This window comes from Lysinibacillus sp. GbtcB16 (genome assembly GCF_019091145.1).
In the GTDB taxonomy this organism is placed as follows: domain Bacteria; phylum Bacillota; class Bacilli; order Bacillales_A; family Planococcaceae; genus Lysinibacillus; species Lysinibacillus fusiformis.
On the sequence record NZ_JAGXJV010000002.1, the window covers coordinates 37,493 to 50,728 of the forward strand.

At 38.8% G+C, this 13,236-nt stretch carries 10 protein-coding genes, 1 riboswitch and 1 other annotated feature; of the genes, 7 read left to right on the forward strand and 3 right to left on the reverse strand.

What is annotated here, in order from left to right; genetic code table 11:
• Positions 1-301: 301 nt before the first annotated feature.
• Positions 302-420, forward strand: a riboswitch (SAM riboswitch).
• A 283-nt stretch (positions 421-703) separates the two neighbouring features.
• Entirely contained in the window at positions 704-1,900 is a 1,197-nt protein-coding gene (metK, locus tag KVT27_RS12145; RefSeq protein WP_036119737.1) for a methionine adenosyltransferase, read from the forward strand.
• 170 nt (positions 1,901-2,070) lie between these two features.
• Here metK and KVT27_RS12150 read toward each other — a convergent pair whose 3' ends face one another.
• The gene (locus tag KVT27_RS12150) at positions 2,071-2,583 is read right to left on the reverse strand and encodes a gamma carbonic anhydrase (RefSeq protein ID WP_036119735.1); all 513 of its coding nucleotides are present in this window, start codon (positions 2,581-2,583) and stop codon (positions 2,071-2,073) included.
• 134 nt (positions 2,584-2,717) lie between these two features.
• Here KVT27_RS12150 and KVT27_RS12155 point away from each other — a divergent pair, with 134 nt between their 5' ends.
• Positions 2,718-3,524, forward strand: coding sequence for an alpha/beta hydrolase (locus tag KVT27_RS12155; RefSeq protein ID WP_036119732.1), 807 nt, complete (start codon positions 2,718-2,720; stop codon positions 3,522-3,524).
• A 126-nt stretch (positions 3,525-3,650) separates the two neighbouring features.
• Positions 3,651-5,159, forward strand: a complete 1,509-nt coding sequence (locus KVT27_RS12160) for an alanine/glycine:cation symporter family protein (RefSeq protein ID WP_008176644.1) — start codon at positions 3,651-3,653, stop codon at positions 5,157-5,159.
• A gap of 59 nt (positions 5,160-5,218) precedes the next feature.
• Here the strand turns inward: KVT27_RS12160 and mnmM are convergent, their stop codons facing one another.
• On the reverse strand, positions 5,219-5,797 hold the full coding sequence (gene mnmM, locus KVT27_RS12165; protein ID WP_036119729.1) for a tRNA 5-(aminomethyl)-2-thiouridylate-methyltransferase MnmM: 579 nt from the start codon (positions 5,795-5,797) through the stop codon (positions 5,219-5,221).
• On the reverse strand, positions 5,794-6,750 hold the full coding sequence (gene mnmL, locus KVT27_RS12170; RefSeq protein ID WP_036149476.1) for a tRNA modification radical SAM protein MnmL/YtqA: 957 nt from the start codon (positions 6,748-6,750) through the stop codon (positions 5,794-5,796). Before mnmL ends, mnmM begins: the two co-directional genes overlap by 4 nt.
• 226 nt (positions 6,751-6,976) lie before the next feature.
• Between mnmL and KVT27_RS12175 the strand changes: the two genes are divergently transcribed.
• The 4 genes from KVT27_RS12175 (at position 6,977) to leuS (ending at position 13,230) form a co-directional block, all read left to right on the forward strand.
• Positions 6,977-8,158: an MDR family MFS transporter gene (locus KVT27_RS12175; RefSeq protein WP_036119723.1), complete on the forward strand. Its 1,182-nt coding sequence runs from the start codon at positions 6,977-6,979 to the stop codon at positions 8,156-8,158.
• 144 nt (positions 8,159-8,302) lie between these two features.
• On the forward strand, positions 8,303-8,650 hold the full coding sequence (locus KVT27_RS12180; protein WP_008176651.1) for an ArsR/SmtB family transcription factor: 348 nt from the start codon (positions 8,303-8,305) through the stop codon (positions 8,648-8,650).
• 57 nt (positions 8,651-8,707) lie between these two features.
• Positions 8,708-10,450: a SulP family inorganic anion transporter gene (locus tag KVT27_RS12185; protein WP_217581409.1), complete on the forward strand. Its 1,743-nt coding sequence runs from the start codon at positions 8,708-8,710 to the stop codon at positions 10,448-10,450.
• 65 nt (positions 10,451-10,515) lie between these two features.
• Positions 10,516-10,726 (forward strand) — a binding site (T-box leader).
• 86 nt (positions 10,727-10,812) lie between these two features.
• Positions 10,813-13,230, forward strand: a complete 2,418-nt coding sequence (leuS, locus tag KVT27_RS12190; protein WP_217581410.1) for a leucine--tRNA ligase — start codon at positions 10,813-10,815, stop codon at positions 13,228-13,230.
• Positions 13,231-13,236: the final 6 nt, after the last annotated feature.

The window sequence follows — 13,236 nt, forward strand, 5'->3', positions numbered from 1 at the left end:
ATCTATACTAATTAAGAAATTATTTTAGAGTTTTTATTACTTTTCAATAAACTGACAAAAAATAATGTTTTTCGAGTAGAAAACATTCAATGCTACAGTAAATTGTCTAAAATTTGAGCCACACATATGTTACCACAAGATGCTAGGTATGTTGTAGGGATTAATTTTCTTCTATTTACATCATCACCCAAGAATGAAAAGTTTTATGATGATTATTTGTTCCTTCCTTTCTATACAGTAATACATAAGAAAATATTTGACAATGTTCGACCTTTTCAGTAACATGAAAATTGAACGGATACTCTTATCCCGAGCTGGTGGAGGGTCAGGCCCTGTGAAACCCGGCAACCTGCATGAACTATTTCACGTCATGCGTTGGTGCCAACCTGATGCAAGGGAAAATCCCTTGAACGATAAGAGTGAAAGGTAGCGAAGTCATTATTCCTTTCCTCATGTATAGTAACGTGAGTAAAGGATTTTTTTATTGTTAAAAATCAATGTAAAGGTAAGTATATGTAGTTCTTTCCTTATTATAATGACGGATCTTTCGAAATCCTCGTGTTAAAAGTAGCAGTTATTTTTTCACGTAAAGTGAAATGACAACAACAGCGGCTTGAGAGTTCAATCCTTAGGAGCGGACTTGACATGGGTAATGAGTACCGTATTCAAATACTATTTGTAAGAGTAATAGGAGGAAAACTAAATGACAAACCGTCGACTGTTTACATCAGAAAGTGTAACAGAAGGACATCCAGATAAAATTTGTGACCAGATTTCGGATGCCATTTTAGATGCTATTTTAGCAGAAGATCCAAATGCACGTGTAGCGTGTGAAACAACTGTAACAACAGGATTAGTATTAGTAGCGGGAGAAATTACTACTTCTACTTATGTAGATATCAAAGGTATTGTACGTGATACGGTAGCGGAAATCGGATATACACGTGGAAAATATGGCTTTGATGCTGAAAACTTAGCGGTACTTGTAGCAATTGGTGAGCAATCTCCAGATATTGCTCAAGGTGTTGACCAAGCTTTAGAAGCACGTGAAGGTTCTATGACAGATGCAGATATTGAAGCGATTGGTGCAGGGGACCAAGGCTTAATGTTTGGCTATGCATGTAATGAAACACCTGAGTTAATGCCATTACCAATTAGCTTAGCTCATAAGTTGGCACGTCGTTTAACGGAAGTTCGTAAATCTGGTGAGCTAGCTTATTTACGTCCAGATGGTAAAACACAAGTAACAATTGAGTATGATGACAATAACGTACCTGTGCGTGTCGATACAATTGTTATTTCAACACAGCATGATGAAGAAGCAACACTTGAACAAATTCAGGCTGATCTAAAACAATTCGTGATTGCTCCTGTTGTGCCAAGCGAATTATTAGATTCAAACACAAAATACTTTATCAATCCAACTGGCCGTTTCGTCATTGGTGGGCCAAAAGGAGATGCTGGTTTAACGGGCCGTAAGATCATTGTTGATACATACGGTGGTTATGCACGACATGGTGGCGGTGCGTTCTCAGGTAAGGATGCCACAAAAGTTGACCGTTCAGCTGCCTATGCGGCACGTTATGTAGCTAAAAATATTGTAGCAGCTGGTTTAGCAGAACGCGCGGAAGTACAACTGGCGTATGCAATAGGCGTTGCACAACCTGTTTCCATTGCTGTTGATACATTTGGTACAGGAAAAGTGAAGGAAAGCGAAATCGTAGAATGGGTTCGTGAGCTATTTGATTTACGCCCAGCAGGTATTATTAAGATGCTAGATCTTCGTCGTCCAATTTATAAACAAACTGCAGCCTATGGTCACTTCGGTCGTACAGATTTAAATGTACCATGGGAACAAACTGATAAAGCTGACGCATTACGCGTAAAAGCACGTCTGTAAACTATTGTGCTAAAGTGCTGAAGTCGTTAGAAAATTATTCTAATGTATGATGAACAAAAGGGGCTTTTCTGCCCCTTTTGTTTTTTTGCAAAAATGCCTCGCCTGTATCCTTGAACAATGGTCATGGAAAGCGAGGGATTTTTTATAATGAATGAATTCTTTATAAGCTTTTATTTTTGTAGAGATTTATAATACTGACCTTTTTCTACGTATTCACGTACGATACGCTCCATATCCTTTTTATCCTCAGCGTTTAATTCTCGGACAACTTTCGCTGGACGACCTAATGCTAAGCTATTTGGAGGTATGACTTTACCAGGAGGCACGAGACTTCCGGCTCCAATAAATGCACCCTCTCCAATCTCTGCTCCGTCTAAAATAATGGAGCCCATACCGATTAAGGCATTTTTTCGAATGGTACAGCTATGTAAAGTTACTTGGTGTCCTACTGTGACCTCATCTTCAATAATGAGTGGAAACCTAGGACTTTGATGTAAGCAGCAAAGATCTTGGATACTTACCCGTTCACCAATAATGGTTGGTGAAACATCGCCACGAATTACGGTATTAAACCAAATAGTTGTTTCAGCTCCAATTGTTACGTCTCCAGTAACAGTTGCGTAATCGGCAATAAAAACAGATGGATCGATCTTTGGTGTTTTATCTTTAAATGGATAAATCATGAGAATCGCCTCTTTTCTTTCTGTAGATATAGTATTATCGTATCAAATGCGCAACTTTAAGGAAATATAAAATTAAAATGTGCTGTTATTTCGATATAATCAAATTGTAATTATTTTTTAGGAGGACTATGTGAATGTGGAAATGGGAAGCTGATGGACAAGCAAAGGCTGTGATTGCTATTCTTCATGGTGCTTATGAAAACCACCGTTGGTATGCATGGCTTATAGAAAAATTAAGAATGGAAGGCTTCCACATAGTCATGGGGGATCTACCGAATCATGGCATCAATGCAAGATTTGCGCGTGTCCATGATGAGGACTTCAAATTGTACAATAAATATACAAGAAATCTCATTGAGAATGCCTTTTCATATAATTTACCAACCTTTGTAATTGGGCATGGACTAGGCGCTACTTTAGTTCTTCATACCATGCAAAAGAAAAAGTATGAATGTGCTGGTATTATTTTGACATCACCCTGGCTACATTTGAAGCTTTTACCAGGTAAATTATCAAATGCTTTAACGAGTTTGAGTGCTTTAACAGCAAATGTTAAATTGACGCATGAGGTGACATTTGAGACATTAACGCGCAGTGTTGAGGGTAGAGAGGAAATGAAGGATGATATCCCATTTATGTCTGTTGTTTCAGTAAAATGGTATCGGGAGCTTCAACAGATGATGAAAAATTTAGTTATGCTACCTAAGCATGAATTTCCTAATATGCCTATGTTAATTATGACAGCTGAAAAAGATAAAATAACGGAAACTCGACAAATGCGCAATTGGCTTCATCAACAAGAGCTTACCGAGTTTCAATTTAAAGAATGGGCAAATTGTTATCATAATTTATTTCATGAAGTAGAGCGTGAAGAGATTTTTATGTATATTCGAGATTTTATCAATAATGCTCTTAGACGGATTGGATATATAATAAAATAGTTTTGACACCTTCCAAATAATAGGGTTCTTACTTAAATATTGTTACTTGAATATAATATTGTAATTTTCTGAAAAGTGTAATAATATAGTGACTTAAAGTAAGGTAATTCAAATTGGAGGGGTAAGATGGATGTAGTTGTTGGCAAATTGAATGACATATTATGGGGACCTTGGTTTATTTACGGTATCTTGTTGATTGGGCTTTTTTTCTCAGTCATTACAAGATTCCTGCAAGTAAGACTTATTAAAGATATGTTTGTGTTAATGTTTAAGGGGGAGAAATCAGAAAAAGGGATTTCCTCCTTTCAAGCGATGTCTATCGCACTATCAGGACGTGTAGGTACAGGGAATATTGCCGGTACTGCAACAGCTATTGGGATGGGTGGACCTGGTGCTGTCTTTTGGATGTGGGCAATTGCTTTTATTGGTGCGGCAACCGCATATGTAGAGTCAACATTAGCACAAATCTATAAAGAAGAGAAAGATACTGAATATCGTGGTGGACCGGCCTATTACATAGAAAAAGGAATGGGTCAAAAATGGTTTGCAGTGATTTTCGCTGTAGCTGCTTTGATTGCTATGTTAATACTTATGCCAGGTGTGCAATCGAATGCCATTGCGGGGGCTGTTGAAAACGCTTTCGGTATTGAAACTTGGATTACAGGACTAATTATTGTCGTTTTACTTGGTGCTATCATTATTGGGGGCGTTAAATCGATTGCCAACGCTGCACAGGTAATTGTACCGTTCATGGCGATAGCCTATATTATTATGGCTATTATTATTATCGCTATGAATATTTCAGAGGTACCATCTGTCTTCGCTTTAATTTTCTCAAGTGCATTTGGCGCACAAGAAATATTTGGAGGTATTATTGGCTCCGCAATTGCTTGGGGTGTGAAACGAGGAATCTATTCAAATGAGGCTGGTCAAGGGACTGGGGCGCATCCTGCTGCCGCAGCAGAAGTATCCCACCCTGCTAAACAAGGGATTGTCCAAGCAGCGTCAGTATACATTGATACCTTATTAATTTGTTCAGCTACAGCCTTTATGATTTTATTTACGGGTATGTATAATGTACAAGATGAAAAAGCAGCCGAAGGAACAGATCCATTTATCCATGTTGGGGAATTCAATAAAGGCGGCTTAACGGGTGATGAGCAAATGACATTTGCTAAGAGTATTCAGGAAGGTGCTGCGTATACGCAATATGCAGTTGAATCATCCTTACCTGGACTTGGTGCACCATTTGTAGCTATCGCACTATTCTTCTTTGCCTTTACAACGATTATGGCGTATTACTATATCGCTGAAACAAATGTGGCGTATTTATTTAGAGGTAGTACCGAAAAGGTCTTCATTTGGATTGCGAAAATAGCGATTTTAATTGCAGCATTCTATGGCACAATCCGTACGTCTGGACTCGCTTGGGCTATGGGAGATGTAGGCCTTGGTCTGATGGTATGGATTAACGTTCTAGCCATTTTAATTATTATGAAACCAGCTATCGTTGCTTTAAAAGATTACGAGAAGCAGAAAAAAGAAGGAAAAGACCCTGTCTTTGATCCTCGTAAACTAGGCATTAAAGGCGCAGATTTCTGGGTAGACTATAATGAAAAACGTAAAAATAAATAGGTAAAGAGAAAGGCTAACTAATAGTTCCTACTATACTATTAGTTAGCCTTTTAAATTGTCTATAAATTAGGATAATCCTTCATCTTTTCTAATGCAATGACGAATGGAGGGTCATTTTGCTGATTGAGAAATTCGTATTTTAAGACATGGACATATTTTTGTGGAAGTTGGCTGACAAAGTCTATTACAGTATCTCGCTCTTCTTTGCCACCAGGGTGACCATGATAAATTACAAGGATGATTAAACCGCCAACCTTTAAAAGCTTAAGCAAGTCTTCAATAGCTTGAATCGTTGTACTAGGCTTGGTAATAATATCATGATTGCCACCCGGCAAATAGCCGAGATTAAAGATGGCTGCGGCTACTGGCTTGTGTACGAAATTGGCTACTTCTTCATGCCCTTTATTTAAAACAAGGGCGCGATGTTCTAAACCATGGTCTAGTAGACGATGTAGTGTTGCGTCGACTGCTTCTTTTTGAACATCAAAAGCATAAACTTGTCCTTCATCCCCGACTTGCTGAGCTAAAAACAGCGTATCGTGGCCATTGCCGGCAGTGGCATCAACAACTGTATCTCCATCTCCCACACTATCTTTTAATAGCTGCTGAGCATATTGTAAAACTCGTTGTAGTTTCATTTAGCAACCTCAGCCTTATAAAATTTCCCCTGCCAACTACCACGGCGCTCCAATTCGGCATCAATGCCATTTAATACTTCCCATTTATTAACGCTCCACATTGGACCAATCATTAAATCTATAGGTCCATCACCTGTAATGCGATGAATGACCATATCAGGTGGTAAAATTTCTAGCTGATCAGCGACTAGTTTTGTATAAACATCCTGATCTAAAAACTCAAGCATCCCTTTTTCATATTGCTTCACCATTGGTGTGCCTTTTAATAAATGAAGTAAGTGGATTTTAATACCTTGGACATCTAGCTTTGCCACTGCCCGTGCAGTTTCCATCATCATGTCATAATCTTCAAGCGGTAGACCATTTATAATATGTGAGCAAACACGAATACCATGCTTCCGAAGTTTTTCAACACCCTCCACATAGGTTGCATAATCATGTGCGCGATTAATAAGATTGGCAGTTTTTTCATGAACGGTTTGAAGACCAAGCTCAATCCATAAGTACGTACGCTCGTTTAATTCTGCTAAATATTCTACAACATCATCTGGTAAACAATCAGGTCGTGTAGCAATAGAAAGACCTATAACACCTTCCTGCGCCAAAGCAGCTTCGAATTTTTCCTTTAACACTGGGAGCGGGGCATGTGTATTCGTATAGGCCTGAAAATAAGCCATATATTTGCCATCTTTCCATTTTTGGTGCATTTTGTCCCGAATTTCAGCAAATTGAACTTCAATCGGATCAACCTTGTTGCCTGCAAAATCACCTGAGCCTGCAGCGCTGCAAAATGTACAGCCGCCAAAGGCAACCGTACCATCACGGTTTGGACAATCAAAGCCAGCATCTAATGCTACTTTAAATACTTTGTGACCAAATTGATCGCGTAAATAGCGGTTCCATGTATAGTATCTTTTCCCTTCAGAAGGAAAAGGAAAATTTATTTCTGTCATTTATTTCACTCCTCTAACGCCTTATTTTATCATGAGCATCTCGTTCCGTCATGGGGTAAGGATATATCATGAAAGATGTTGCTCCAATTTTCGCTTGGATCTAGTGAATTATAGCTATTTATAGCCGTTAATAAATTGTAAAAAGGGTAAAATTATTTTCCTTGTACTTTTAAGTATTTCAGCATAAACTAGCTATTTAGAGACGCGAAATAATGGAGGACATCAAATGCCAAAACGTGTTTGGTTTTTAATTATCGGAATGCTTGTGAACACAACAGGCAACTCATTTTTATGGCCTTTAAATGCCATATATATGCATGATTATTTAGGGAAAACGCTGGCGATGGCTGGCTTTGTGCTGATGCTAAATTCTGCTGCAGGTGTTTTAGGCAATCTATTAGGTGGTTATCTATTTGATAGAATAGGTGGCTATAAAGCCATCATGCTTGGAATCCTTTTAACAATTGCTTCATTAATAGGTTTAACGCTTTGGCACGGGTGGCCGCATTATGTATGGTTTTTAACGATATTAGGCTTTAGTGGGGGGATTGTTTTTCCTAGTATGTTTGCATTGGCTGGGGCAGCCTGGCCAGAGGGTGGACGCAAGGCCTTTAATGCCATCTATTTGGCTCAAAATGTCGGTGTAGCTGTAGGTCCTGCACTTGCAGGTATCGTGGCCGATTATCAATTTGACTACGTGTTTAAGGTCAATTTAGGGATGTATATTTTATTCTTTATTATTGCTTTGCTGACATTTAAACGTTTAGAGGTAGGGAGTATTGCACCGAAGAATGTGGTTGGTGAAAGTAAGCGAATCATTAACAAGGCACCATTCTATGCCTTATTAATTATTAGTTCATCCTCCGTTTTATGTTGGCTAGCCTATTCGCAATGGAGTGCAACAATTTCATCCTATACGCAAGATTTAGGTTTAGGATTAAAGCAGTATAGTTTACTATGGACGATTAACGGTCTGCTAATTGTGATAGGGCAGCCGCTCATTGCACCGCTTATCAAACGTTGGGAGCATCAGTTAAAACGTCAATTGGTTTTTGGTGTCATCTTAATCGCCATATCCTTTGGTATTATAGCGTTTGCGAGTGATTTTAAAATGTTTGGTGTAGCCATGCTTGTCTTAACTTTCGGAGAAATGTTTTATACACCAGCATTACCAACTATTGCAAATCAACTTGCGCCAAAAGGTCGACAAGGCTTCTATCAGGGTATTATTAACAGTGCTGCGACTGGTGGACGTATGATCGGTCCTTTGTTTGGCGGAATTATGGTGGATCAATATGGCATGATTCCTCTCGTTTTAACTTTAGTAGTCATTGTGCTGTTCGCGATTATACCATGTCTTATTTATGATTATCCTCTCAAGAAGAACAACATAGTAGTAGATTCATAGTGAATAAATGTAAAGAGCAAATCGAGTGTTACACTCTTGGTTTGCTCTTTTTTTCATAGTGGATATTGAAAAATTATTAATATAGGCTTACAATCATACATATTCAAATATTTGAATATGTAGTTGTATGGGGGGATTTATTTTATGGAAGAAGGATTGCAGCAGTTTAAGGCAGATTTTTTTAAAGCGTTAGCACATCCATTGCGTATTAGAATACTGGAACTTCTTGTAGAAGGTCAGAAGAGTGTCAATGAGATTCAAGATTGCTTAGAGAAAGAGGGATCCGCCGTTTCTCAGCAGCTAAGTGTATTACGCGCTAAAAATATCGTTTATGGAGTGAAAGAAGGCAAGAAAGTTTACTATTCTTTAAGCGATCCGATGATTGGTGAATTACTTGGTGTGGCCAAGGATATTTTTAATAACCATTTAGTTCATACCATTTCAAGATTAGAGGAAATGACAAGTAATGATAGTGACGAAGAAAATAAGTAACCTCCATAATGTGGAAAAGTTATGCTTTGCTTATTATTGGGAAGGGAAGATTTATCTATGAAGTCACTGTTTACAGGACGTTTTGAAGGGTATTCAGTCCATCATGCTAAAAAGGATTTATTGTCCGGAATCATTGTTGGAATCGTTGCTATTCCACTTGCTATGTCCTTTGCTATTGCATCAGGTGTAAAGCCTGAATATGGCATTTATACGGCTTGTATTGCAGGTGTTTTGATTTCCATTTTTGGTGGATCAAAATATCAAATTGGAGGACCTACAGGGGCTTTTGTGCCGATTCTTTTAGGAATTGTCCTAACGTATGGCTATGAGGATTTATTACTGGCAGGTTTAATGGCGGGGGTATTGCTTTGCTTAATGGGCGTTTTTAAGCTAGGGACCTTAATAAAATTTATTCCCCGTCCTGTAACAATTGGTTTTACAGCAGGTATAGCAGTAATTATTTTTACAGGTCAAATTGCCAATTTTTTAGGACTAACCAATATGACAAGACATGAGTATTTTATAGCGAATATTCAAGAGATAGGAAAGCAAATTGGGACTACTAATATTTTCAGTATTTTAACAGCAGTCATTTGTTTCATAACAATAATGATGACACCTAAATTGTTTCCAAAGGTTCCCGGTGCATTAGTGGGGATTATAGTCTCCACTCTTGTGGCGACTTTCTTTTTTTCAGGTCAAGTGGCTACGATTGCCACAGCCTATGGTCAAATACCTAATACATTACCCAATTTCGCAATACCTACTATTACAATCGAGCGCCTACAACAGCTTATTGGACCTGCATTTGTCATCGCGATGCTTGGAGGTATCGAGTCGTTATTATCTGCAGTCGTGGCAGACGGGATGACGAATAGCAAGCATAATAGTAATCGAGAGCTAATCGGTCAAGGGATTGCCAATATCGTAACGCCGATGTTTGGAGGAATACCTGCGACAGGAGCGATTGCTCGTACTGCAACTAACATTAAAACAGGGGCAGTATCCCCAATGTCGGGTATCATCCATGGTGTGTTTGTATTAATCACCTTATTGTTATTAGCACCATATGCTTCCCATATACCTTTAGCAAGTATGGCACCCGTATTAATGGTAGTCGCCTGGAATATGAGTGAACGTAAGCATTTTGCTCATATTATAAAATCGAAATCGGGTGATTCGCTCGTATTATTAATTACCTTTTTATTAACCGTATTTACTAGCCTTACATTAGCTGTAGAAATAGGGCTTGTGTTAGCCGTGCTATTGTTTGCAAAACGAATGAGTGAAAAGCTTGTTGTGACAAAGGTACTACCAGACCATTCGAATAAAAGCGAGAAGGTACAGCCTCATGTCGTCCACCAACAGCATGATTGTCCACAAATTAGCTTGTATACTATTGAAGGTCCACTGTTCTTTGGTGCAGCACAAAGATTTGAACAAACGATAGCAAGCACTTTACAACAGCAATCTAGAGTTTTGATATTACGCATGGGGAAAGTGCCCTTTATGGACTCTACGGGTGAAGCATATTTTAGCAATATCATTGACAATTTTACAGCACAGGGTGGCAACATTTTGGTAACAGGGGTACAGAATGACTTAAAGATAGCCCTTCAGCAAAATGGCCTTTACGATAAAATAGGAGCCCATCATTTTTATCAGCATACAGGAGAAGCGATTACAAGAGCCTTCAACTATTTGGATAGAAATCGATGTATTGGATGTCAGCATTTTGCTTTTCATGAATGCAAAGAATTCTCTAAATCTGAGGAAAAAAAGGAATTAATTGTTCAGTAATGGGTAAGCTGTAAACAAAGGCTTGTGCTTTTCAATACTTTCCATTAGAATAAATGCAATATCATGTAAAGACTGTGATGAGGAATAGTAGATTTGTTGGTCTTTTTAGAGAGCTAGCGGCTGGTGAAAGCTAGTAGGAAAGCAAATCGAACTCGCCTACTGAGTCTGCCCGCGTGAAATAGCGCGTGTCGTTTCTTCCGCGTTAAGGAAGCTTGAGCCGAGTGTAATCACTAATTTGGGTGGTACCGCGGGAGTGCAAATTCTCTCGTCCCTTCTATAAGGAAGGGGCGAGTTTTTTTATTTTTTAAATATTTTGTTAATTCTAATGAAGAGCAGCAAGATTCATTGAAGGAGGAAAAAAAATGAGTTTTAATCATCAACAAATTGAAAAAAAGTGGCAGCAATATTGGGCTGATAACAAAACATTCAAAACTGAAAATGAAACAGAAAAGCCTAAATTCTTTGCATTAGATATGTTCCCATATCCATCTGGCGCTGGACTACACGTAGGACATCCAGAAGGATATACGGCGACAGATATTCTATCACGCTTTAAACGTATGCAAGGCTATAATGTATTACATCCAATGGGCTGGGATGCGTTTGGTTTACCAGCGGAGCAATATGCACTTGATACGGGCAATGATCCGGCGGAATTTACAGCGAAAAATATTGCAACATTTAAACGTCAAATTCAAGAGCTAGGTTTCAGCTATGATTGGGATCGTGAAATTAACACGACTGACCCAGAGTATTATAAATGGACACAATGGATTTTTATTCAGCTTTATAACAAAGGTTTAGCTTATGTGGATGAAGTAGCTGTTAACTGGTGTCCAGCGCTTGGTACGGTATTGGCGAATGAAGAAGTAATTGATGGCAAATCAGAGCGTGGTGGGCATCCAGTAGAACGTCGACCAATGAAGCAATGGATGCTTAAAATTACTGCCTATGCAGATCGTTTAATTGATGACTTAGAGGAAGTTGATTGGCCAGAATCTATTAAAGATATGCAGCGTAACTGGATTGGACGTTCAGAAGGAGCAGAAGTAACATTTGGTATCGATGGGACTGATGAGAACTTTACCGTGTTCACAACTCGCCCTGATACATTATTTGGCGCTACATATTGTGTGCTTGCACCTGAGCATAAATTAGTGGAACAAATAACGACAGCTGATCAGCGTCAAGCGGTTGAAACTTATTTAGAAAAAGTTAAAATGAAGTCTGATTTAGAGCGTACAGATTTAGCAAAAGAAAAAACTGGCGTATTTACAGGTGCCTATGCAGTAAATCCGATTAACGGTAAAAAAGTGCCAATTTGGATTGCAGACTATGTATTAGTGTCTTATGGAACAGGTGCTATTATGGCGGTTCCTGCACATGATGAGCGTGACTATGAATTTGCATCAGCATTCAACTTAGACATTGTTCCTGTTCTTGAAGGTGGGGACATTAGTAAAGAAGCATTTACAGGTGATGGGCAACATATTAACTCTGATTTCCTAAATGGCTTAAATAAAGTAGAGGGTATTGCTAAAGCTATTGAATGGTTAGAGCAAAAAGGCGTTGGAGAGAAGAAGATATCTTATCGTCTGCGCGACTGGCTATTCTCTCGTCAGCGTTACTGGGGAGAGCCTATTCCAATGATCCATTGGGAAGATGGTAGGATAACAGCAGTTCCAGAATCGGAATTACCGTTAATGCTACCGAAAACAGATAATATCCGTCCTTCAGGCACTGGTGAATCACCATTAGCAAACATTTCAGAATGGGTCAATGTTGTAGATCCAGAGACAGGTAAAAAAGGACGCCGTGAAACAAATACAATGCCGCAATGGGCAGGATCTAGCTGGTACTTCTTACGCTATATCGATCCTACCAATACAGAAGCAATTGCAGACCCAGAATTACTAAAACGCTGGTTACCAGTTGATATTTATATTGGTGGAGCAGAGCATGCTGTATTGCATTTACTATACGCACGCTTCTGGCATAAAGTGTTATATGATTTAGGCGTTGTTCATACGAAAGAGCCATTCCAGAAATTATTTAACCAAGGTATGATTCTTGGTGAAGGTAATGAAAAAATGTCTAAATCTAAGGGGAATGTTGTGAACCCAGACGAAATCATTGAGTCACATGGTGCAGATACATTACGTCTTTATGAAATGTTCATGGGGCCACTTGAGGCTTCTGTAGCTTGGTCTACAAATGGTTTAGATGGGGCACGTCGCTTCTTAGATCGTATTTGGCGTCTACTTGTCAATGAAGAGGATGGAACGATTTCAGCGAAAATTCAAGTGTCTAATGATACAACACTAGAAAAATCATACCACCAAACAGTGAAAAAAGTGACAGAGGATTATGAAGGTATCCGCTTTAATACGGCTATTTCACAAATGATGGTATTTATCAACGATTGCTATAAAGCTGAAGTAATCCCAACAGCTTATGCGGAAGGCTTTGTTAAAATGTTGGCACCAATGGCTCCACATATCGCAGAAGAGCTTTGGAAGCTATTAGGTCATGAAGGAACACTTTCGTATGAGCAATGGCCAACATACGATGAGTCAAAACTTGTAGATGATGAAGTGGAAGTAGCGGTGCAAGTTGCTGGTAAAGTTCGTGCAAAAATCGTCGTAGCTAAAGATGCTTCAAAAGAAGACATTGAAAAAATAGCGCTTGCAGATGAAAAAGTACAAGAATATATGGCTGGAAAGAACTTAGTAAAAGTTATCGTTATTCCAGGCAAACTTGTAAATATTGTCGTTAAATAAAGAGAC